Genomic DNA, 22,955 nt, shown 5'->3' with positions numbered 1-22,955 from the left:
GGTGCCGGCGGGAACCCGTAGGTCGGTGTTGAACCAATCGGCGCAATCCGACCTGAGAATGGTTGACAGTTCGGCTGATCCATCGTTGTCCGGCCACTCTCGCAGCAGGTCCGCGAACTGCGGAGTTGCGCGAGAAATCGTACGGACTTACCCGGTTATCGTCTTGATGGCGCTTGCCCTGATGTGCTTTGATGCCTCGTGAACCGAGTTGGTTCCTTCGCCCATTCGAGCTGCTGAGAAACCGCGGAAAGCGACGATACCGCCGGTACCGCCGGTAAGAGCTGGTATCGGGGTTTCACCGCGCACTGCACGGCCGGTTCCGGCGATCGCACGGCCGCCCGCGGGGCACTCGTGCCCGACCACCACCGACCTCCGGCACCGGACGACTCGAAGGGCGCCATGACGACCGGAACACCCTCCGCGGTTGAGCCCGCGGCGGCCACTGCGCCGCCGGGGTTGCGCGTCACGTGGTCGCACTGGGTGGACGAGGCGGTGCGCCCGCGGTTGCGGATCGTGCGGCTGTTGACGTCCGGGGGTGATGGCCTGGTCGTCTTCCTGACCGTCCTCAACGTCGCCCTCGGCCTGTTGCCGGTGGCGTTCGTGGTCGCGACGAGCGTCCTGGTGGGCGAGGTGCCCGCCGCGGTCGACGGCGGCGTCGACAGCGCGGCGTGGGACCGGCTCACCGGGATCTTCCTGCTCGCCGCCGCCGCGTTCCTGCTCACCCAGCTCCTCACGCCGGTGGGTAACGCCCTGGGTCAGCGGTTGCGACGCCGGGTGGACGGTGCGCTGCGGGACGAGGCGATGGCGTTGATGCTGCGCCCGGTGGGGATCGGGCCGTTGGAGGACCAGCGCATCCTGGACGAGCTGAGCGAGACCGTGCGCGCCTTCGACCGCGAGTGGGGCACGCCCGGCCAGGCGTGCGTCGGCTTGTTGGGGCTGGTCGCCCGCTACACCCGCCTGCTGGCCCTGGTCGTGGTCATCGGCGTGGCGGTCGCCTGGCCGGCGGGACCGGCGGTGGGTGCGGCGGTGCTGTTGTTCCGCTACGGCCAGCGCGGTGGCCTGCGGAAGTACTCGCGGGTGTGGCGGGAGGTCGTGGGCAAGCAGCGCGAGGTCACGTACCTGCACCAGGTCACGATGACCGACGTCGCGGCGAAGGAGATCCGGCTCTTCGGCCTGAGCGGGTGGCTGGCGGACCGCTACGTGGCCGCCTGGGAGGCCGTGGTGAGGCCCTTCGAGCGGGCACGCCGGCGCGTCTACCTGGTCCCGTACCTGGTGCTGACGTCGGTGGGTCTGCTGTTGGCGGGCGGCGCGATGGTGCACACCGCCCAGCTCGCCGCGACCGGCCAGGTGGGCCTGACCGCGTTGGCCCTGGGGGTGCAGGCGGTGGCGTTGGCGATCTCGCTGGGCGGCTACTACCCCGAGGCGGACACCAGCACGCAGTACGCGATGCTGTCGTTGAGCGCCCTCCAGCGGTTGCGGGAGCGGCTCGACGAGGTGGAGGCGGGACAGCGGCCACCCGGTCGGGCCGCGGTGCCCGCGGGCACGCCGGCCGTGGCGCTGACCTTCGACCGCGTCGGCTTCCGCTACCCGGGTGCCGGCCGCACCGTGCTCGACGGCATCGAGCTGGAGCTGCCCGCCGGGCGCTGCACCGCCGTGGTGGGTGTCAACGGTGCGGGCAAGACCACCCTGGTGAAGCTGCTCGGGCGGCTGTACGAGCCGACCTCGGGCAGCGTGCGCGCCGATGGCGTGGACATCGCGGAGTTCGACCCGGAGCAGTGGCGCCGGCAGGTCGGGGTGATCTTCCAGGACTTCGTGCGCTACGAGCTGACCGCGGCGGAGAACATCGCGCTCGGCGCGGCGCACGTCCCGGTCGACCGGGCGGTGGTGCTGCGCGCCGCCGAGCGCGCCGGGATCGCCGAGGCGCTGCTCGCCCTGCCCGACGGGCTGGACACGCCGCTCTCCCGGGCCTACCCCGGCGGGACCGACCTGTCCGGCGGCCAGTGGCAGCGGATCGCCATCGCCCGCGCGCTCTACGCCCTGGAGGCGGGCGCCAAGGTCCTGGTGCTGGACGAGCCGACCGCGGCGCTGGACGTCCGCGCCGAGGCGGCGTTCTTCGACCGGTTCGTCGAGCTGACGCGCGGGGTCACCTCACTGCTCATCTCGCACCGGTTCTCCAGCGTCCGGCGCGCCGACCACATCGTGGTGCTCGACGGCGGGCGCGTGGTGGAGCGCGGTTCGCACGACGGGCTGATCGCGGCGGGCGGCCACTACGCACGGCTGTTCGCGTTGCAGGCGGAGCGGTTCGCACACGGCCTGGACGCCGAGGACGACGGCGTGGCGAACGCGGGCGTGGCGGACGGCGGCATGGCGGACGAGGCGCGGGAGGGCAACCGGTGATCGAGGTCGTCCGCGGTGGCTGGGAGCTGTTCGTCATCGCCTGGCGGGAGAGCCGGTACCGGCTCGTGCTGTCCGTCGTGCTCATGATCGCCCAGGCGGCGGCGATGCCGTTGGCCGCACCGGCCATGGCGGCGCTGGCCGACTCGGCGCTGGCGGGTGACGTCCGGGGTGCGACCGTGGCGGCGGTGCTCGTCGTGGTCGCGGTGATCGCCGCGCTGACCGCCGGGCACTTCGCCCACATCTTCTACTTCGAGCTGGGCGACCGCGCCGTGCCGCGCCTGGAGCGCGAGCTCATCGAGATGACCAACGGCTCGGCCGGGCTGGAGCACCACGAGCGACCCGAGTACGCCGACAAGCTGCAAGTGCTGCGCCAGGAACTGCACCGGGCGGCGTGGGGCTCGATGGAGGGCTTGTTGAACAGCCTGGGCCTGCTGGTGGCGATCTCCATCACCGCGGTCCTGCTGGCCCGGCTCAACCCGTTGCTGTTGCTGCTGCCGCTGGCGGCCGTGCCGCCACTGCTGCTCGGGCGGCGGGCCGAGACGATCGTGAACGCCGCACGCGAACTGGCCGCGCCGCCGTCGCGGCACGCCAAGCACCTCTTCGGGCTGGTGGCGAGCCCTGCCTCGGCCAAGGAGCTGCGCGTCAACGGCCTCGGGTCGGACATGCGGGCCCGCCAGCGACGCGCCTGGGACAACGCGTCGGAGGAGCTGTGGCACGGCGAGCGCCGAGCCGTGCTGTTGCGCACCACCGGACAGTTGATCTTCGCCGCGGCCTACGTGCTGGGCACGCTGCTCGTGGTGCGCGACGCGGTGGCGGGCAGGCGCAGCGTCGGCGACGTCCTGCTCGTGCTGACCCTGGCGGCCCAGGTGAACCAGCAGGTGACCTCGGCCGTAACCGCGTTGCAGGAGATGCAGCGCACCGGGCGGGTGATGGCGAACATGCGCTGGGTCCGCGCGCTCCTGGCGAGCCAGGCCCCGCCACCGCCCGACCGGGACGTGCCCGAGCGCGTCCGGGACGGCATCGAGCTGCGCGGCGTCTCGTTCACCTACCCGGGCACCGACCGGACCGTGCTCGCCGACGTCGACCTCACCCTGCCCGCGGGCACCACGGTCGCGATCGTCGGCGAGAACGGGGCGGGGAAGACGACCCTGGTCAAGCTGCTGTGCCGGTTCTACCCGGCCACCACCGGCGTGATCGCGCTCGACGGCACGGACCTCACGCGCTTCCCCGTCGACCAGTGGCGGACCCGCATCGCGGCCGGGTTCCAGGACTTCGTCCGCTTCGAACTGCTCGCCCGCGAGAACGTCGGGGTCGGCGAGCTGGCCGACGTCGAATCGCCCGACGCCGTGCGCGGCGCACTGCACCGCGCCCGTGCCGAAGACGTCCTGGACCGCCTCGAAAACGGCCTGGACACGCAACTCGGCAAGTCTTACGCCGACGGCGCGGAACTGTCCGGCGGACAATGGCAGAAACTCGCGCTCGGCCGGGCCATGATGCGCCAGGACCCCCTGCTGCTCGTCCTCGACGAACCCACCGCGGCACTCGACGCGCAAGCCGAACACCGGCTGTTCGAGCAGTACGCGGCAGGGGCACGGCGCGTCGGTCGACGCACCGGCGCCATCACCGTGCTCGTCTCCCACCGGTTCTCCACGGTGCGCATGGCCGATCTCATCCTCGTGGTGGCCGACGGCCGCGTCGAAGAACAGGGCTCGCACGAAGAACTCATGGCCGCGGACGGCCTGTACGCCGAGCTGTACGACATGCAGGCGGCGGCCTACGCGTGACCGGGGTGGACTGAGGGGGCGCATGGAACGCGATGCCGGCTCACGGGCGTTGCCGGGCGTGTGGTCGACGGCCGACGTGGAGCGGTTGGCCGCCGAGCGGTTGCCGCCGGACGTGTGGGACTACGTCGCGGGCGGCAGCGGTGACGAGGTCACCCTCGCCGCGAACCGCGCCGCCTTCGACCGGGTGGCCGTCGTGCCGCGCGCGTTGGTGGACGTGTCCACTTGCGACACCGGCTGCGACCTGTTCGGCGTCGAGTCGGCGCTGCCGCTCGCCGTCGCGCCGATGGCCTATCAGCGACTGATCCACGCCGGGGGTGAGCGCGCCGCCGCGACCGCCGCGGCGGCGGCCGGGGTTCCCTACATCGTGAGCACCCTCAGCTCCGAACCGATCGACGTCGTGGCCGGCGTGGGCGGCACGACCTGGTTCCAGCTCTACTGGCTGCGTGACCGCGAAGTCGTCGCCGACCTGCTCCGCCGCGCCGAGGACGCGGGGTGCGGCGCGGTCGTGCTCACCGTGGACGTGCCCGTGCTCGGCCGGCGGTTGCGCGACGAGCACAACGGGTTCGCCCTGCCGCCGGGGGTGCGGCCGGTGAACATCGACGGCGACGTCGGCGACGCGCTGCCGGGTGACTCGGCGATCGCCCGGCACACCAGGGCGGTGTTCGACCCGTCGTTGAGCTGGCGCGACCTGGCGTGGATCCGGGCGCGCACGCGACTCCCGCTGGTGGTCAAGGGCATCCTCGACGCGGAGGACGCGGTGCGGGCCGTGGATCTCGGTGTGGACGGCGTGGTGGTGTCCAACCACGGTGGCCGGCAACTCGACGGCGCGATCCCCAGCGTCACCGCGCTGCCGGACGTGGTCGCCGCGGTGGGCGGGCGGTGCCCGGTGCTGCTGGACAGCGGTGTCCGCAGCGGTGTCGACATCCTGCGCGCGCTCGCGCTCGGCGCGACGGCCGTGCTGATCGGCAGGCCCGTGCTGTGGGGACTCGCGGCGGGCGGTGAGCGGGGCGTGACGGCGGTGCTGGACCTGCTGCGGGACGAGTTGGAGACGGCAATGCGGTTGGCGGGCTGCCCCGACGTGGCGTCCGCGCGCCGCCTCGGGTCGTCGGTCTGGCCGGCGGAGCGGCACCGGCCCGGGTGAGTCGGGTGAGTCGGGTGGACGGTCCGCATCCGGCTCAGCGGTCCGGGACGAGGTGGGCGCGCAGGTGGGCGGCGACCTCGTCCCGGGCTTCGCGGGCCGCGTCCACGATGTCGGACATGGCGAAGAAACCGTGCGCCATCCCGGGGTAGCGGGTCGCGACCACCGGCACACCGGCCTCGCGCAGGCGTTCGGCGTAGTGCTCCGCTTCGTCGCGCAGCGGGTCGTGCTCGGCGGTGATCACCAATGCCGGGGGGAGGCCGGTCAGGTCCTCGGCGAGGAGCGGGGAGACCAGGGGGTTGAGGCCGTCGTCGGGGCTCGCCAGGTAGTGGCTCCAGTACCAGGCGACGGATCGGCGGTTGAACAGGGCGGGGTCGTCGTTCGCGCGCATGGATCCGGTGTCGCCGCGGTAGTCGGTGTTGGGGTAGATCAGCACCTGGGCGGCGAGCACGGGCTCGCCGCGGTCGCGGGCTTGGAGGGTGACGGTGGCCGCGAGGTTGCCGCCGGCGCTGTCGCCGGCGACCGCGAGGCGGTCCGGGTCGGCGCCGAGTTCGGCCGCGTTGGCGGCGATCCAGGTGACGGCCGAGAGGCAGTCGTCGACGGCGGCCGGGAACTTGTGCTCGGGGGCCAGGCGGTAGCCGATGGTGATCACCTGGCACGGCACGGCGTTGGCCAGGGCCCGGCAGATCGCGTCGGAGGTGTCGATGCTGCCGAGCGCCCAGCCGCCGCCGAAGAAGTAGACCACGGTGGGCATGGGCTCGGCCGTGTCCACCGGGCGGTAGATCCGGATCGGCAGGTCGCCGCCCGGTCCGGGGACGTGGCGGTCGGTGACGTGGCGCACCCGCTCACCGGTGCCCGCCGCGGCTCGGATCGCCGCGAGGTCGGCGGCCCGCGCCTCCTCGATCGAGAGGGTGTACAGCGGCGGGGTGCCGGCGGCGATCGCGCGATCGCGCATCGCCTGCAACTGCGGGTCGAGTGACATGCCGGCCTCCGTCGCGCGATCGTCAGTACTTCAGCACCTTCTGGATCGCGGTCGTCAGCCGGCCACGATCGGGTTGCACGGCGTGGTCGAGCCCGAGGGCGAACGGCACGACCGCGCCGTCCGGTCTGGTCACCCTGGCCGGCGGGGCGAGCAGGTCGAGCCGCTCGGCCGCGGTGGCGATGACCTCGGCCGCGATCCCGCACATGCGGTTGGAGTCGTCGAACACGACCAGGCGGCCGGTCCTGGCCACCGAGGCCGCCAGTCCGTCCCAGTCGAAGGGGTACGCGGTGCGCGGGTCGAACACCTCGACCGAGACGTCACCGGACAGCTCCTCGGCGACCGCGAGCGCGTCGTGCACCAGGTGTCCGATCGCGACGACGGTGACGTCACCGCCCTCCCGGTGCACCCGGCCGACGCCGAGCGGCACCGGGCCCAGCTCGTCGTAGTCGATGTCGACCCGGACTCCGAGCGCTGCCGCCGGGGCGAACACCACCACCGGGTCGTCGTCCCGGATGGCGGTGGTCAGCAGGCCGTAGGCGTCCTCGGGCGTGGCCGGCACCACCGTCTTCACCCCGGCGTGGGCGAACAGGGCGTACGGGTGGTCCGAGTGCTGCCCGGCCCAGCCGGTCCTCGACCCCGAGCCGGGCACCAGGTAGGTCACCGGAACGCGGGCCTGGCCGCCGGTCATCAGCGAGAACTTGTGCGCCTGGTTGGCGATCTGCTCGAACACGAGGTACAGCAGCGACGGGATCTGGAACTCGACCACCGGCCGCCGCCCGGTCAGCGCGGCGCCGGTGGCGAAGCTGGTGAACGCCTGCTCCGACAGCGGTGCGTCCAGCACCCGGTCCGGCCCGAACCGCTTGAACAGGCCGGCGGTCACGTTGGAGACCGCGACGCGGACGTCCTCGCCGAGCACGAACACCGCGGGATCACGGGCCAGTTCGTCGGCGAGCGCCCGGTTGAGCGCTTTCTGGTAGGACAGCCACGGCATCACCAACCACCGCCCGGACGCGCGCGCATCCCGGTGGCGTACAGGTAGTCCAGCGCACCGGCCGGATCGGGGTGCGGGCTGTCCAGTGCGAAAGCGACCGCGCTGTCCATTGTGGACTCGATCTCGGCGTCGACCCGCTCCCGCTCGCCGTCGGTCAACCGCGTGCCCTGGATCACCACCGGGTCCCTCTCGCGTCCACTTCGGACTTCATCGTCGTCGCGGTAGCGGACCCCGGCCCGGTGCTCCCAGGTGTGGTGCGCGTCGAACCGGTAGGTCAGGCACTCGATCAGCGACGGCCCGCCGCCCGCCCGTGCCCGGTCCACCGCCTCGCGCGCCGCCCCGAGCACCGTCCGCGGGTCCATCCCGTCCACCGTCACCGCCGGTATGCCGAACGCCGCGCCCCGGCCGGTGATCGTGCCGGCGACCGCGTCGGCCACGGTCAGGGTCGTCGCGTACCCGTTGTTCTCGCAGACGAACAGCACCGGCAACCGCCACAGGGCGGCGAGGTTCATGGCTTCCAACAGCACGCCCTGGTTGACCGCGCCATCACCGAAGAAGCTCACCGCGACCTGGTCACCGCCCTCCTGCCGGGCGACCCAGGCCGCGCCGGCGGTGATCGCCCCGTTCGCACCGACGATCGCGTTCGCGCCGAGGATCCCCAACCGGAAGTCCGCGGCGTGCATCGAACCGCCCCGGCCCCGGTTCAGCCCGGTGGCGCGGCCGGTCAGTTCGGCCAGCGTCCGGGCGGGATCGGCGCCCTTGGCGAGGACGTGCCCGTGCCCGCGGTGGGTGCTGGTGATCATGTCGTCGTCGCGCAGCGCCGCACACACCCCGGCGGCGACGGCCTCCTGGCCGGTGTACGGGTGGATCCCGCCGACGATGTCGCCGGAGCGGACGAGCTCGACCGCCCGCTCCTCGAACCGGCGGATCAGCCGCACCGTCCGGTACAGGCCGACATCGGTGTCCGGCGCTCGCACCATCACCCCGTCCTCCTCGCCCCGGTGGTCAGGAGCGCCACACGGTCGGGCAGAACTCCGGGTCGCCGTAGTCCGGCCTGCCGTCCGGTGTGCGGCGGACGAGCGAGTCGTGGTTGTAGAAGGCGAGGTTCCCGTCGGACAGGGCGAACTCGCGGTAGGCGTTGTCGCCGTCCTGCAGGTGCAGCGAGATGGCCCGGCGCGGCCGGGTTGAGCGGTTCGGGCCGCTGCCGTGGTAGGTCCGGCAGTGGTGGAAGCTCATGTGCCCCTTCGGGATGATCATCGGGATCTTCGTGACCTCGGTGCCGTTGTGCGCCGCGTTGGCCTTCAGCAGGTTCTCCAGGTGGCCGGCCTCCCGCTCGGCGAAGTGCTTCGTCGTGCTGTCGTCCGAGCCGACCTCCTCCCAGCGGTGGCTGCCGTCGACCATCGTGATCGTGCCCAGTTCCTCGTCGCAGTCGTGGAACGGGATGAACGCGGTGAGCATCCGGTCCGACGAGGACGACGACCAGTAGTGCTTGTCGAAGTGCCAGGGCACGACGTTCGACGGCTCCTCGGCGATCGGCGGTTTGTAGATCAGGGTCGACTGGAACACCCGGATCTCCTCCGCCTGCGCCAGGCGCGCGGCCACCGCGCCGATCACCGGCTTGATCAGCGCCTTGGCGATCGCGTCGCTCTCGTAGTGCACGTAGTCGTTGTGCCGCTGCACGTCGCCGTCGTCCGGCGACCAGTAGGCCAGCCGGGGCGGTCGCACCGGTAATCGGCGGCTCCGCTCCCCCGCGTAGTACCGCTCGACCGCCTCGGCCAGGTCGTCGACCTCGCTGTCGGAGAAGAGCTTCTTCGACAGGTACCAGCCGTGCTCGGCGAAGAACCGGACGTCATCGTCCGACGGGAGCAGGGCACGCTCCTGCTCGGTCAGTGTGAACGCGTTCACCGTGGTCACTTCTCCTTCAGGTGGCCGTCGTGCCGGACAGTTCGCCCTGCTTCGCCTCGTACAGCGCCTTGATGTTCCCGCTGCCGAAGGTGAGCGCGCCCCGCCGCTCGATGATCTCCAGGAAGAGCGTCCGGCGCACGTGCATCGACTCGGTGAAGATCTGGAGCAACTGCCCCCAGTGGTCCCGGTCGACCAGCACGCCGAGCCGGCGCAGGTCGTCCAGCGGCGCGTCCAGGTGACCGACGCGCTCTTCGAGCGTGTCGTAGTAGGCGGCCGGGGTGCCGAGGAACCGCACCCCGTGGTCGCTCAGCGCGCCGACCGCCTTGACGATGTCGTCGGTGCCGAACGCGACGTGCTGGACGCCCGCGCCGGCGTGCCAGGACAGGAAGTTGTCGATCTGCCCCGGCTGGCGTTCCGGATCCGGTTCGATCAGCGTGAAGGTGACGTGCCCGGACGGGCTCTGCACCACTTTGGAGTCCATGCCCTGCCCGCCGACCTCGACGTACTCCTCGAAGATCTGCTCGAACCCGAACACGTCCACGTAGTACCGGGCGGTCGGCGCGAGGCCGCCGGCCGGCACGCAGATCGCGATGTGGTCGATCGTGCGCAGCACCTTGCCGTCGCTGTGCGGATCGGGCTCGGTCACCTCGATCGCGCCGGGCAGGAACTCCCGCCGCGGACCGTGCCGCTCGACCAGCCGGTGCGTCACGTCGGAGAAACCGGAGACCTCGGCGACGACGACCCTCTGGTCGTCCGCCCCGGATTCCTTGGCCGCGGATTCCCCGGGCACGTACTCCCTGGGCGGCGACACCGGCTCCGCGCCGCGTTCGGTGAGGCGGCGGTAGGCGGCCGCGGCGTCGTCCACCCCGATCCCGATGACGGCCACGCCGTCGCCGTGCCGGCGCACGTACTCGGTCGCGGGGTGGTCGGCGACCAGACCGGAGGTCAGGACGACCTGGATCTCACCCTGCCGCAGCAGCAACGAGAACTGGCCGTCGAGCCCGGTCTGGGGACCGCCCTGCCCGCAGACCTTGAACCCGAACGCGGTGCAGAGGTAGAACGCCGTCTGGCGGGCATCGCCGACGTACAACTCGATGTGGTCAATACCGGAAATGTTCATCAGGCATCCCGATCACTTCCCGGAGCACGTCAGCGGCTCCCGAGACGGTGGTCATGCGGCCGTACTGGTCGCTGTCGAGTTCCATGCGCACGCCGTAGCGCTGTTCCACCTGGTGCACGAGCCAGGCCAGCTCCATCGATTCGATCAGCTCGGGAACGTCCTCCGCCGGCCGGCCGTCGAGGCTGCCGAGCATGGCCAGGATGTCGTCCCGATCGGGTGTCGCGCCCTGGCTCATACCGGCGCCTCGTCTCCTGCAGCGGAGGCGACGACCTGTGTCCTCATCGGATCACCTTCCTCCACGCGCGGCCTGGCGGAGCACCGAGCGGTCGCGGACCAGCTTTCCCGTCGTCGTGCGCGGCATCGCGTCGAGCACGCGCATCCGGCGCGGTCTCTTGTAGGCGGCGAGCCGCTCGGCCAGCCCGGCCTCGACGGTCGTCGCCGTGGCCGGCGAGGTGAGTTGCACGTACGCCGTGATCACGTCGTCGTGCAGCACGACGGCCGCCACCACTCCCGGCAGTTCGGCCACCGTCGCCTCGACCTCGGTCAGGTCGACCTTCAGGCCGCCGACCGACACCTGGGAGTCGAGGCGCCCCTTGACGGTGACCAGTCCGGTGACCGGGTCGACCGTGCCTGCGTCCCTGGTGCGCAGCCAGCCGTCCGCCCACCTGTCCGGGTCGGACGAGCCGACGTACGGCGACTCCGGCCGGCTCAGCAGCAGCTCGCCGCCGCGCTCGACCACCACGAGCCCCGGTGCCGGGGTGAGGGCGGGCCGGTGCTCGCCGAACAGGTCGGTGGCGATCACGCCGACCTCGGTCATGCCCCACATGTTGCCCAGCGGCACGCCGTACTTCCCGGTGAAGGCGGCGGCGGTCGCGGCAGGCACCGGTTCGCCCCCGGTGGTCATCCGCTTGAGCTGCGGCAGCGCGGGAGGGTCCACGACGGACGCGAGCAGACCGATGTGGAACGGCACGCCCAGCACCGTCGCCGGGGCGGGTTCGGCCGCCACCGCTTCGAGGACGCTGTCCCCGGTGAGCCGCTCGGGCGGCCTGATCTGCACGCCGGCGTGCAGGCCGTACAGCAGGCCGCCGACCAGCCCCAGGACGTGCACCATCGAGGCCAGCACGACGACCCGCTCGCCCGGCAGCGGCACGCCGTCGATCCGGGTGTACCGGTCGATCTCGGCGACCAGGTCGGCGGCCGTCCGGCCGATCACCTTGGAGGGGCCGGTGGAACCGGAGCTGAACTGGATCACGGCGTGCGGTGTCGCCGCGGGGCGGCCCGGGTGGGGCGTGACGGTTTCCTCCACGTCGGCGAACGCCCGCAGCGGGCTGCTCGTGATCCGTCCCGGTGCGACCACCACCTGCGGGGCGAGCCGCTGGAACGCGGTGTCGACCTCGAACGGGGTGAGGCGGTGGTCGAGGAGGATCACCTGGGCGCCGATGCGCCACCCGGCGAGCAGGTTCGCCACGTACGCCGGCGATGGCGGCAGCCGCAGCGCGAGCGAGCCGCCTGCCCGCAGTCCCGCCGCCGCCAGACGCGATTGCCGTTCCGCGACCATCCGGCGCAGCGCACTTCGGTCGATCGGTCCACCCGAATACAGGCAGATATCACCGTCCGCGCCGCGGAGCAGGATCTCGTCGACCCATTCCGGACTCGCCACCAGTTCGAACCCGGTCGACGCCAGGCCTTTTGTCATCAGGACTCCCGCCTGGTCGCGCGTTTGTCGGGAAATATGCGCAAGAGTGGGCGATCATCGACGTACCGAGTGGACAGAATGGTACGTCAAGGCTCACCGGCAGCACTATCGGCCAATCGGTCGCGACCGATCATCGCGCCCGCCGGTCGGCCGATCAGATCATTGATCAATGCGGCCAACCGATCGAGACCGGCGTCGATCCGGTCGGCGGGAACGGCGCTGCAGGAAAGCCGGAGCGCCGGGACGGCGGTGACCCCGTCGTAGAAATGCCCCATTGGCGCCCACAACACGCCGTAGTCGCGGGCCGAGCGTTCCAGGAGCCGGTCGTCCACCACGAACGGGACGGTGACCACGACGAAGAACCCGCCGGCGGGCACGGTCCAGGTGACGTCCGCGGCACCGTCCGCGGCACGGGGGAAGCGCTCGGCCAGCCCGTCCACCACGCGCCGCAGGTTCGCGGCGTAGAGCTCGCGTTCGCGCGCGTTCGCCCCGGTGAGGCGGCAACCGTGTTCGAGCAGCTTGCCGCCGACCACGGCCTGCGCGACCGGGGAGGTGTTCACCGTCACCATGCTCTTGATCTTCGACAGCTGGTCGGCGAACAGGCCGACGACGCCGTCGGCCGCGGCCACCCGCTGGTCGGCCACCACGTAGCCGACGCGTGCGCCGGGCAGCACGGACTTGGCGAACGAGCCCAGGTACACCACCCGACGCCGCTCGTCCAGGGCCTTGAGGGTGGGCAGCCGGTCCGAGTCGCCGTGGAACAGCCCGTACGGGTTGTCCTCGATCAACAGGACGTCCTCGGCCTCGGCGACCTCCAGCAGCCGGCGCCTGGTCGCCACGTCCATGCTCAGGCCCGACGGGTTGGCGAAGTCCGGCATCAGGTAGCAGGCACGCGGTCGGCGGCCGGCGGCGCGCTCCCGCCGGATGACGGTGACCAGGTCGTCGAGGTCGATCCCGCGCTCGCCGGTCCGCACCGGCCGCACCGGCAGGTCCACCAGTCGCGCCGCGCCGGTCAGCCCGACGTACGTCGGCGACACCGCGAGCAGCACGTCGCGCTCGTCGGCGCGCAGCGCGCGCAGGACGAGGAACATCGCCTCCTGGCAGCCGGCGGTGACCACGACCGACTCCGGGTCGACCGCGGTCCCCTCGTCCAATCGGAGGTTCTCCGCGATCAGTCCGTGAATAATTCCCTTGGTCCGACCGTATTGCAATACGGTGCGCCGCACCTCTTCCTCGGTGTGCCCGAGTTCCTCGGCGAGATACCGGCAGAACACTCGCAGATATCGGTGCACGTCGTCCAGGTCGAAGAACTCCTCACTGGGCCTCCCGGCTGCGAGCTGTATCGCGTCCGGATAGTGGCCGGCCACCTCGTTGAGGAAATTCATCGAGTTCAGGGCCGGATCTTCCAGCGCGCCGAACAGCGTGCTCGTGGCCAGGTCGGCAATGTGTTCGACGTTCACCGGCGGGGTTCTCACAGGGCTTCCGACCACAGCGACGAAGTGCTCGACGTCGTGCTCACTGCGCGTCCCCCTTGGCGGTCCGGCGGCGGTCGCGGGTGGCCAGGACCGCGCGCAGCAGATCGTCGAGTTCGTCGTCGGACAGTCCCACCAACTCGGCGTCGCGGGCGGCTTCGACGTCGCGGGTCGTCTCAGCGGCGTGGGCCGTCTCATCGGCGTGGGTGTTCTCATCGGCTCGGGCGGAGCCCAGGTCGGCCGACACGATCTCGGCGAGCGCGGCGATCGTGGGAGCGACCACGATGCGGTGCATGGGCAGGTTCACGCCGTAGGTGTCGGCGATCCGGGCGGCGAACCGGACCGCGGTCAGCGAGCCCCCGCCGAGGCCGAACAGGTTGTCGTGCACCCCGATCGGTTCCGTCGTGCGGAGCAGTTCGGCCCAGATCCGGGCCATGGTCTCCTCCACCGGGTCACGCGGCGGCACCCGGTCCACGCTCGGCCGGGTCGCCCATTCCGGGGCGGGGAGCGCGGCCCGGTCCACTCCACCGTCGCGGGTCGTCGGCAACGCCGGCAGCGCGACGACGAGCGCGGGGACCACGGGCTCGGGCAGGATGGCCCGCAGGTGTGGCCGGATCAGCGCGAGCAGGTCGGTACCGACCCGCGCGGCGGGTCCGTCCGGGTCGGGCACGACGTAGGCCACCAGGACGGGTTCGCCGTCCTTGCGCGTGCTGACCACCACCGCCTCGCGCACCGCGTGGTGTGCCCGCAGCGCGGCTTCGACCTCGCCGCAGTCGACCCGGACGCCGCGGACCACGACCCGGTGGTCGGTCCGGCCGACCAGTTCGAGACCACCGTCCTCGCGCCACCGGCCGAGGTCGCCGGTGGCGTACATGCGTGCTCCCGACCCGGTTGCCCAGGGCTCGGGGCGGAACGCCGCCGACGTGTGCTCCGGGCGGCCCGGGTAGCCGCGCGCCACGCCCACGCCGGCGATGTGGATCTCGCCGACCACCCCGACCGGCACCTTGGCCAGCCGCTCGTCCAGGACGTGCACGCGGGTGTGGCCGACCGCCGGCCCGATCACCACCGGCCCCTCCCCCGCGACCACTTCACCGACCGCCGACCACACCGCCGTCTCGGCGTGGCCGTAGAGGCGCCACAGCACCGCGTCCGGGGCGGTGAGCGAGTTGGCGAGATCCCTGGGCAGGTCGCCGCCGCACAGGCGCAGCCGCAGGCTCGCGGGCACGGATCCGCCGGACAGGAGCAGCCGCCAGGTGTGCGGCGTCGCGTGCACGGCGGTCACGGCGCTCCGCTCGACCAGCGATCGCAACGGGCCGGCCTCCCTGGTGTCGGCCGCGGCCGCGATCACGAGATCCGCGCCGCACACCAGCGGCAAAAGCAGTTCGAGCAGGGCGACGTCGGACGAGGTGGTGGTGACCGCCGCGAAGCGGTCGTCCGCGCCCAACCCGAGATCGCGGCGGAGCACGGCGAGCAGGTTCGCCAACGCGCCGTGGGTGATGTCGACACCTGTTGGCCCGTCGGCCGGGCCGGACGTGAAGACGGTGTACGCCAGGGCGTCCGCGAGCGCCGGAACGCGGTCCAGCGGTTCGGTGGCGGCCTCGCCCAGGGTGATCACCGGGACGTCGCCCGCCACCGAGCGGGCCAAGCCGGCGTGGTCGTCGTCGGACACCACGAGCGCCAGGGCCGCGTCGCGGGCCATGATCCCCAACCGCGACAGCGGCAGGTCGGGTTCCAGCGGCACGATCGCGCTGCCCGCCCACCACACCCCGAGCAGCGCGGTCAGCAGACCGACGCCGCGATCCAGGCACACCCCTGTCCGCGTGTCCTGGCCGATTCCTCGTTCGCTGATCGTCCGGGCGAGCCGGGCGGCCCGGTCGCACACCACCGACACCGGCACGGTGCCGCTGCCGTCGGTGACCACGGCCGTCGACTCGCTGAGTAATCGCAGCAGGTCGAACTCGTCCGGCGGCACGGGCCGGGCACTCGTCGGGACCACGATCTCCTCCGCCGGCAGCAGTGGCAGGTCGGCCACGGGGGTGTGCGGCGCCTGTCCGGCGTGCTCCAGCACGGTCACCACCGAACGCAGGAACCGGTCGGCGAAGGGTGCGCCGAAGAGGTCGGCGCGGTACCCGAGCGTCACGGCGCCGTCATCGCTCGCGGTCAGGTCGAGGTCGACTTCGGCGGTCGGGGTGAACACGACCCGGCTCCGCACGGCCACACCGGGAAAGTCCGGCACCGGCGCCGCGGGCGGCTGGGACGCGAACCGCACCGCGTGGCCGGAGAAGTCGATCCCCAGCTCCTCGGTGAGCTTGTCGAGCGGGAGCTCGTCGTGCGACAGGGCTTCCGCCGTCGCGTCCCGCACCCGGTCGAGCAGCTCGGCGAAGGTGGGGGCGCCGGCCAGGGACACCCGAACGGGAACCGTGTCGGCGAACGGACCCGCGATCGGTTCCAGCTCCGCCCGGATGCGGCCGCTCACCGGGAGGCCGATCACCAGGTCGGCCTGCCGGGCGTACCGCGACAGCACCACCGCGTACCCGGTGAGGAACACCGCGGACAGGGTGGCGCCGAGTCCCTGCGCCACGTCGGCGAGGCGCCGTGTGGAGGTCGTGTCGATCGCCGCCGTCGCCCGCGCACCACGCGACGACCGCGTCGGCCGGTGCGCGTCGGTCGGCAGGGCGAGCTTCTCGGGCACGTCGCGCAGCACCTCGCGCCAGTGGTCCAGCTGACGCGCCAGCTCCTCACCGCGCAGCCGTTCCCGTTGCCACACGGCGTAGTCCCCGTAGTCCATCCAGGGTTGCGACAGCGCGGCCGTGCCATCTCGGTACACCGTGGACAGGTCGTCGAGCAGGATCGTCAACGCGGTGTCGTCGACGACGATCCGGTGCGCCACCAGCACGAACAGCCACCGGTCGGTGCCCGCCTCGACCAGCGCGGCCCGCAGCAGGGGCCCGCGTTCCAGGTCGAACGGGCGCACGGCCAGCTCGGCGGCGATCGACTCAGCCCGTTCGACGTCCTCCGGACCACGGGGGAGGACGACGTGGTCGACCAGCACGCCGCCCGTGTCGTCGACGACCTGTTCGGGCACGCCGTCGACGGTCACGACGCTGGTCCGGAGCGTCGCGTGCAGGGCGACCACTGCGTCCATCGCCCGTTGCAGGGCAACGGGATCGACCGGACCGTCCAGCCAGGTCGCGTGGGACAGGTGCGACGCGGGATCGCCCGGCACGAGCCGGTCGAGCGCCCACAGCCGCCGCTGTGCGAACGACACCGGATACCGCACGAGCTACCTCCCGTGGGGTAATTCCACCAGAACCCGCTGACGCATCAGGAACTTGCGCACCTTCCCGGTCGGTCCGACCGTCATGAGGTCGTCGGGAACGACGTCGATCCGCCGCAGGGTGCGCGCCACCGCCTCGCCGAGCGCGGCGCGGACCACCTCGCCGCGGTCGAGTTCGGGGTCGGCGCCCTCGTGGAGGACCAGCAGCACATCGGTGACCGGAGGCCCGTCCTCCTGCCTGGTCGCGAGGACCGTGCAGTCGCGGACGTCCGGGCACCGGGCGAGGATGCGCTCCTCGGACAGCGCGGTGTAGAGCCAGTTGCCGTCGCCGAGGTCGACCGCGTCGTTGGCCCGGTCGAGGTGGTAGTAGTAGCCGTCCTCGTCCCGGTACATCAGGTCGCCGGTCAGGTAGTAACCGTTCAGGCGGTTGCGGTACGTCGCGGTCGAGTCGTTCCAATAGCCGGGCGCGAGCGTCGGCGACTTGAGCCCGCACTGCCCGACCTGACCGACCGGCACCTCCTCGCCTGTCGTCACGTCCAGCAGCGCCACCTCGGCGAACGGGTACGGCTTGCCGACGCAACGGTCGTAGCGGTCGCTGCCGAGCCGGTGGCTGATGGAGAACGCGCTGTGGCCCATCTCGGTCGAACCGAGCGTGTCGATGAACTTCGAGCCCGGCACGTCGACCACGCCGTCCCGGGTCCAGGTCGGGTGGCTGCCGACCGCCACCAGGCGCCGGATGTGCGCCTCGTGCGCGCAGTCCCCGGTGCTGGACCAGTTGCGCACGGAACTCAGGTCGCGTGTGGACAGGTCGAACCGGGCGAGTTCGGCCCAGGTCACCGCGAAGCCGAACACGCCGGTCGGCCGCCACCGCTCGATGGCGTCCAGGACCACCTCGCCGCTGTGCTCGAACGGGCCGCCCTGCGCGGACAGGCACAGGATCTCGTAGCCGTTGCACAACGCCTGGTTCACCACGATGACGCCGGCGGCGTGCGCGGCGGGCAGCACGGACATCTCACGCACGTGCCCGTGTGGCCGGGCTTCGGTGAGCCGCACCGCGCGCACGGCGGCGAACAGGCTGTGGTGCGAGTGCACGACCGCGGTGGGCATCCGGGTAGTGCCGGAGGAGTGCGTGATCGCCACGGGGTCGTCCGCGTGGTGGCGGTAGTGCGGCGGCGCCTGGCTGGGATCGCCGGTGCCGGTCTCCGCCGCGTCACCGAGGATCGGCACGCCGAGTTCGTGTTCCCGCAGTGCCGCGTGGTCGGCGTCGATCACCACGCCCACACCGCGCAGCCGGCGGACGAACTCCGCGGCGATCTCGATCGGCATGTTCCCGTTCATCAGCGCCGGGATCGCGCCCAGGTGGTTCAACGCGAAGAAGTTGAGGAACACGTCGGCCGCCGTGGTCACGAAGAGGGCGACCGGGTCACGTCGCCCGATCCCCTTGCGCGCGAACCAGTCCGCCCGTGCCGCGACCCGCTCGGTCAGGTCGCGCAGGGAAAGCGGTGTCCACGCGGGTATGCCGTCCACGTCCACGTCGAAGGTCACCCGGGGGGCGTCCGGGTCCGCGCCGTGCTCCGCCAGCATGAACAGCACGTTGCCCGCACCGACCCGCATGTCCTGCGCCAGCGCGGTGCGCAGGTTCGCCCGACTCATGGGACCTCCCGGTTGAAGAGATGGATGGACCACCCGACACCCACCGCGACCACGATCGGCGCGCCCTGCCGGGTGGCGTTGTCGGTGGAGCGGCGGGCGATCAGGGCGCGCACGCCACTGGTCGCCCGAGTGAGCGGGTTCCGTCGAGCCAGGTTCCGCGTCAGCGGCGGTGCGGGCGTGAACGAGGTGGGCACGCCCGCGAGCGGCGACGGCGGCTGCCGGTCTCGTGAACCGGCAACAGCGGTCGTGGACTCATCAACCGAGACTAAGTTGGCGGATCCACTGTGGCAATCGCGCTTTCGGACGTGTCCGCCGTCCGCCGGGACGCCACCGGACACTCAGGAGAGCTCGGCGAGGCGGGCGGTGATCCCGGCGCCGATCCGCGCGACGGGTTCCGGCAGCAACATGTGCTCGTGCTTGCAGTCCACCGTGACGACGTCGATCGCCGTGCTGACGTGCTCGTCCCAGGACGCCAGCTTCGACTCGGTGGTCTGCGGGCTCCGGGTCGCGGCGAAGAACAGCACGGGGCAGTGGACCCGGCCGGGGCGATGGCCTTGTGCCACCGCGATGTTGTTCCTGATCACCCTCGGCAGGGCGAGCAACTGCCGGTCCGGCCACTCGTGCAGCCCCAGCCCCGGCCGCGCCCTGATCAGCTCGAGCATCCGGCCAACGGGATCCGGCTCGTCCGGCTCGATCACCGGCTGGTAGCCGAACTCGCGGAGCACGAAGTCGCAGAGCAACCAGACGTTGTCGTCCGCCACGCTGATGCTGCGCGGCTGATCCGGCATCGCGTCGCCGATGGCGAGCAGACCGACTTCGTGGCCGCGCCGCTCCAGCTCCTCGGCGATCGCGTGGGCCGTGTTGCCGCCGAGGGACCAGCCGAACAAGTGGTACGGGCCGTGCGGCTGCGTGATCCTGATCTGGTCGGCGAAGTCCCGTGCCAGCTCGGCCATGTCGACCGGCAGCGGCTCCGGCCTGCGCAGCCCTCGCGACTGCAGGCCGTACACCGGGTGCCGGGGGCCGAGGTGCGGCAGCAGCGCGAGGTAGCACCAGCTCGCACCGACCAGCGGCGGCGCGCAGAACAAGGCGGGCCCCTCACCGCCCTCCCGCAACGGCAGCACCAGGTCGAGGATCCCGCCCGTCGCCCGGATGTCGGCACGCCGCTGCCTGGCCCACGCGAACTCCTCGGCCGCCGGCAACGCGTTCACTCTGGACCCGTCCACCCACCCATCCTCGCGACTCGGGGCGGTTACCCGCCGGATGCCAGTTCGGCCAGGTGCGCGGCGGCGGCGGCCGCTCCCCCGGCGGCGGCGAACTCCGCGGCGATCCGCCGGGCGTTGCGCCGGTAGCCCGGCTCGTCCAGGACCGCCCGCACCGCGGCGTCCAGTTCGGCCACCGTGGCATCGAGTATGGAGACCTCGATACCGGCGCCCGACCGGTCGACCTGCCGCGCCAAGGCCACCTGCTCGGACCTGACCGGCGCCACGACCATCGGAACCCCGAAGGCAAGAGCCTCGTTGACAGCGCCACCGGCGTGGCACACCAACGCGTCCAGTTTGGGCATCAGGTCGAGCATGGGCACCAGCTCGGCGGCGATCGCGTTGTCGGGGAACGACTCCGCGGCGACCCCCGAAGTGACGAACACCGCCTGCACCTCGTCCGCCATGGGCGCGAGCACCGCCGCCGCCCGCTCGTAGAAGTCCCCGATCATGTGCCCGACGAGGGTGCCGACCGTCACCAGCACGTGGCGGCGGTCGGGATCCCAAGCGTGCCAGGGGAATTCGGGAGCGTTCGGCCTGACGCCCAGTGCCGCGCCGGTGAGCACGCAGCGGTCCGGCAGCTCGACGTCGCCGACGAGTCCCCTGGTCATCAAGGCGATCACCAGGTGCGGCGAGAACCTGGGGTCGACGGGTTCACCCGCAGGCAGGCCGGCCATCGCCACCACTTGCGAAACCCGGTCGGCCACGAAGTCCTCGAACTCCGGGAGGTCCGCCGGCGGGGTCAGTTCGAGCGTCCCGGTGCACAGGGTCGCCCACGGCACGCCGCGGCGGTGTGCCACCAGTCCGCCGGCCAGCGCGTACTGCTCGGTCACCACGACGTCCGGCTCGTGTTCGACCACCGCCGCGTCGACGGGGCCGAGGGTGAAGCGCGTGAACGGGATCAGGTACCCGTCCCAGAGCGCCCGCAGCCCGGCCATGCCCATCTCGTCGTAACGGCGGTAGGCGCGTGCGCCCGTGGCGTGCACCGTCGCGTCCGGACCGACCAGTGGGCGCAGCACGTTCTCGGGACCGCACCAGACGACTTCGTGTCCCGCGCGGACGAGTTCCTGCCCGATCGCGAGCATGGGGTAGAGGTGACCTTGCAGCGGCAGTACGACGAGCAGAAACCGCGACACCACAACATCGTGGCACACATTGACGGTCACCGGAACGACGTGGTGGGATCCCGAAGTGTGACCGCTCTCGACGCGGTGTCGGTGTACACACCGGCGTTCCGCGTTCCCATCGAGGACCTGGCCGACCCGCTCGAACTGACCGACATCCAAGTCAGGCTCTTCCGACGGTTCCACGGGCTCGACCAGATCCGGTTCGACCCCGACCGGTCCCTGGCCGACCTCCTGCACGCCGCGGCCGACGGGCTCACCGCGCTGCGCGGCCGAGAACACCGGGTCCGGTACGTCATCCACGGCCGCGGTATGCCGGTCGTGGTCCCGTACCCGCACAACCCCCTGCACGACGTCTGCCGGGAGCTCGGCCTCGAACACGCCCTCACATTCACCGTCACGCAACAAAGTTGCGCAAGTGGACTACTCGCGATCGACCTGGCCGGCAGGCTGCTCGCCGGAGATCCGGCCGACGACGCACTCGCGTTGGTGCTGACGGGCGAGAAGGCGTTCACCCGCGACGCCCGACTGCTGCCGGGAACCTCGATCTTCGGTGAGGGTGCGTCCGCGTGTTTGGTGAGCGCCAACGGGTCCCGCGACCGGCTACTCTCCTACGCGTGCTCCCAGCGCGGCGAGTTCGACACCGAGTTCGGCGAACGCGCCGAGAAGTTCCAGCGCGAGTACCGCTCGTCGCTGGCCGAGGTGATCCACCGAGCGGTCGGCGACGCCGGTCTGGCGCTCGACGACATCCGCCTGGTCCTGCCGCACAACGTGAACGTCGTGACGTGGCAGCGCTTGTGCCTGCTGATCGACTTCCCGGTGCGGCGCGTGCTGCTGTCGAACGTGCCCGCCAACGGGCACCTTTTCTGCACCGATGCGTTCGCCAACTACCAGACCGCGCGGGAACTCGGCCTGCTGAGCGAGGGCGACCGCTACCTCGTCGCGACCGTCGGCGCCGGTGCCGGGGCGACGTTCGCCGCGATGGTGTTCGAGCACTGATCCCCTTGTCCTGAACAGGAGGCCGACATGACCGCACCCGATGCGCAGATCGACGTCGAATTACGGCAACGCGTGGTCCAAGCCATGTCGGCCGTGCTCAAGCGGCTGGTCGACCGCGACGAGCCGATCAGCGAGGACATGAACATGGCCGACGAACTCGGTGTCAGCTCGTCGCTGGGGCTGGAGTTGCTGCTGGAGGTGGAAGAGCAGGTCGGAATCCAGATCGACGTCGAGAAGATGCGCCCCGACGAGTTGCGCACTGTCGGCGAACTGGCCACGTTCATCGCCGGCCACAGCCGACCCTGGTAAGCCGGGATGCGCCTCATCCGCGCCGAGCGCAGGACTTTCACCGGCGCCGCGGGAATCCTCGACGACGACGACCACCGCGCCGATGTCGCCGCCTACTTCGCGGACATGACGCGTCCCTTCGGCGCCGAGCTGGACACCGAGTTGTCCGGCCACTCCTACGGCGAGATGGCCAAGGCCCTGGTCGCGGCGGTCGTGCCCGCGGCGGAGCCGGTCGACCTGCTCGTGCTGGCGTTCTCGATCCACGACATGTGGCCGGGCCGGGCCACCGCGACCTACCTCAGCCACCTCTGCCCCGGCACGCCGCTGTCGTTCGCCGTCTGCGACCAGGGCAGCGCCGCGCCGTTCACCGGCTTGCGCGTCATCCGTGACTACGGCGCGCGGCGGGCCCTGCTGATCGTCGTCGAGCAGGCGTCGCTGCCCTACGACTCGACGACGGCACCACCGCTGGAACACCGTGGCGTCGCCATGCTGTACAGCGGTCACCCGGGTACCCGGGTGACCGACCTCCGCCAGTACCCCGACGTGGCCCCGGAGGCCGTTGCGGGGCTCGCTTCCCTCGGGGTGGCCGAACTGTCGGCCGGCCACCCCGGCGCGCGTGTCGTGCTGAGCGACTCGCTCGCCGCGGTGTGGCCGGGGCCTCCCGACCACACGCGTGCGCCGGTCGGACAGCCGACCACGGGGGTGTGGTGGCACCTGGCCGAAGCGCTCGCCGGTTCCGGAGGTCCGGTGGTGATCGGCGACTACGACCGCGAACTGCGGTACCTCTGCTTTGCCGTCGTCGAGGTGCGCGACCAGTAGACGACCGCACGACGAACGGACATCCGCGATCCGCTTGCGGGGCCGTGAGGA

19 protein-coding genes are annotated in these 22,955 nt (G+C 71.8%); 6 read left to right on the top strand and 13 right to left on the bottom strand.

Translation table 11 applies throughout. The features are described from left to right. The first annotated feature begins 399 nt into the window (after positions 1–399). Genes FM051_RS01730 through FM051_RS01720 form a run of 3 tightly spaced genes read left to right on the top strand, consistent with a single transcriptional unit; the run spans position 400 to position 5,322 of the window. A complete protein-coding gene (locus tag FM051_RS01730; RefSeq protein WP_158839863.1) occupies positions 400–2,397 on the top strand; it encodes an ABC transporter ATP-binding protein in 1,998 nt (665 codons plus the stop codon). Beyond that, positions 2,394–4,181 carry an ABC transporter ATP-binding protein gene (locus FM051_RS01725; RefSeq protein ID WP_158839861.1) on the top strand — a complete coding sequence of 596 codons (1,788 nt, stop codon included), beginning with the start codon at positions 2,394–2,396 and terminating at the stop codon, positions 4,179–4,181. The genes FM051_RS01730 and FM051_RS01725 overlap by 4 nt, the downstream gene beginning before the upstream one ends. Positions 4,182–4,203: 22 nt before the next feature. Then, positions 4,204–5,322 carry an alpha-hydroxy acid oxidase gene (locus FM051_RS01720; RefSeq protein ID WP_158839859.1) on the top strand — a complete coding sequence of 373 codons (1,119 nt, stop codon included), beginning with the start codon at positions 4,204–4,206 and terminating at the stop codon, positions 5,320–5,322. A gap of 34 nt (positions 5,323–5,356) precedes the next feature. On the opposite strand, the gene FM051_RS01715 is transcribed toward FM051_RS01720, so the two are convergent. From FM051_RS01715 to FM051_RS01655, 13 genes are all read right to left on the bottom strand, one after another. Further along, the gene (locus tag FM051_RS01715) at positions 5,357–6,301 is read right to left on the bottom strand and encodes an alpha/beta hydrolase (protein ID WP_158839857.1); all 945 of its coding nucleotides are present in this window, start codon (positions 6,299–6,301) and stop codon (positions 5,357–5,359) included. Between the two features lie 22 nt (positions 6,302–6,323). Next, complete coding sequence (locus tag FM051_RS01710; RefSeq protein WP_158839856.1) at positions 6,324–7,292, bottom strand: alpha-ketoacid dehydrogenase subunit beta; 969 nt, start codon at positions 7,290–7,292, stop codon at positions 6,324–6,326. Next, positions 7,292–8,272, bottom strand: coding sequence for a thiamine pyrophosphate-dependent dehydrogenase E1 component subunit alpha (locus tag FM051_RS01705; protein ID WP_158840070.1), 981 nt, complete (start codon positions 8,270–8,272; stop codon positions 7,292–7,294). Before FM051_RS01705 ends, FM051_RS01710 begins: the two co-directional genes overlap by 1 nt. A 25-nt stretch (positions 8,273–8,297) precedes the next feature. Continuing rightward, entirely contained in the window at positions 8,298–9,197 is a 900-nt protein-coding gene (locus tag FM051_RS01700; protein ID WP_238412053.1) for a phytanoyl-CoA dioxygenase family protein, read from the bottom strand. 16 nt (positions 9,198–9,213) lie between these two features. Continuing rightward, a complete protein-coding gene (gene hppD, locus FM051_RS01695) occupies positions 9,214–10,317 on the bottom strand; it encodes a 4-hydroxyphenylpyruvate dioxygenase (RefSeq protein ID WP_158839852.1) in 1,104 nt (367 codons plus the stop codon). Next, positions 10,298–10,552 (bottom strand): hypothetical protein, encoded by a 255-nt coding sequence (locus FM051_RS01690; protein ID WP_158839850.1) that lies wholly within the window; start codon positions 10,550–10,552, stop codon positions 10,298–10,300. Before FM051_RS01690 ends, hppD begins: the two co-directional genes overlap by 20 nt. Positions 10,553–10,603: 51 nt before the next feature. Next, positions 10,604–12,013, bottom strand: a complete 1,410-nt coding sequence (locus FM051_RS01685) for a class I adenylate-forming enzyme family protein (RefSeq protein WP_158839848.1) — start codon at positions 12,011–12,013, stop codon at positions 10,604–10,606. 86 nt (positions 12,014–12,099) lie between these two features. Further along, the gene (locus FM051_RS01680; RefSeq protein WP_238412051.1) at positions 12,100–13,473 is read right to left on the bottom strand and encodes an aminotransferase-like domain-containing protein; all 1,374 of its coding nucleotides are present in this window, start codon (positions 13,471–13,473) and stop codon (positions 12,100–12,102) included. Between the two features lie 55 nt (positions 13,474–13,528). After that, the gene (locus tag FM051_RS01675) at positions 13,529–16,765 is read right to left on the bottom strand and encodes a non-ribosomal peptide synthetase (protein ID WP_158839846.1); all 3,237 of its coding nucleotides are present in this window, start codon (positions 16,763–16,765) and stop codon (positions 13,529–13,531) included. Between the two features lie 3 nt (positions 16,766–16,768). Further along, entirely contained in the window at positions 16,769–18,415 is a 1,647-nt protein-coding gene (locus FM051_RS01670; RefSeq protein WP_158839844.1) for a class I adenylate-forming enzyme family protein, read from the bottom strand. Continuing rightward, complete coding sequence (locus FM051_RS01665) at positions 18,412–18,609, bottom strand: hypothetical protein (RefSeq protein WP_158839842.1); 198 nt, start codon at positions 18,607–18,609, stop codon at positions 18,412–18,414. The genes FM051_RS01670 and FM051_RS01665 overlap by 4 nt, the downstream gene beginning before the upstream one ends. Positions 18,610–18,753: 144 nt before the next feature. Further along, entirely contained in the window at positions 18,754–19,638 is an 885-nt protein-coding gene (locus FM051_RS01660) for an alpha/beta fold hydrolase (protein WP_158839840.1), read from the bottom strand. A 26-nt stretch (positions 19,639–19,664) separates the two neighbouring features. After that, the gene (locus FM051_RS01655) at positions 19,665–20,810 is read right to left on the bottom strand and encodes a glycosyltransferase (protein WP_158839838.1); all 1,146 of its coding nucleotides are present in this window, start codon (positions 20,808–20,810) and stop codon (positions 19,665–19,667) included. Positions 20,811–20,867: 57 nt separating this feature from the next. On the opposite strand from FM051_RS01655, the gene FM051_RS01650 reads away from it, so the two are divergent. Genes FM051_RS01650 through FM051_RS01640 form a run of 3 tightly spaced genes read left to right on the top strand, consistent with a single transcriptional unit; the run spans position 20,868 to position 22,904 of the window. Next, positions 20,868–21,797, top strand: a complete 930-nt coding sequence (locus tag FM051_RS01650) for a 3-oxoacyl-[acyl-carrier-protein] synthase III C-terminal domain-containing protein (RefSeq protein ID WP_158839836.1) — start codon at positions 20,868–20,870, stop codon at positions 21,795–21,797. 27 nt (positions 21,798–21,824) lie between these two features. Continuing rightward, positions 21,825–22,106 carry a phosphopantetheine-binding protein gene (locus FM051_RS01645; protein WP_158839834.1) on the top strand — a complete coding sequence of 94 codons (282 nt, stop codon included), beginning with the start codon at positions 21,825–21,827 and terminating at the stop codon, positions 22,104–22,106. Between the two features lie 6 nt (positions 22,107–22,112). After that, a complete protein-coding gene (locus FM051_RS01640; RefSeq protein ID WP_158839832.1) occupies positions 22,113–22,904 on the top strand; it encodes a 2-hydroxy-acid oxidase in 792 nt (263 codons plus the stop codon). Positions 22,905–22,955 lie beyond the last annotated feature (51 nt).

The organism is Saccharothrix deserti (assembly GCF_009769385.1).
Taxonomy (GTDB): Bacteria; Actinomycetota; Actinomycetes; order Mycobacteriales; family Pseudonocardiaceae; genus Actinosynnema; species Actinosynnema deserti.
Note: the sequence above shows the minus strand (reverse complement) of the source record. Positions and strands in the feature narration are given on the sequence as shown.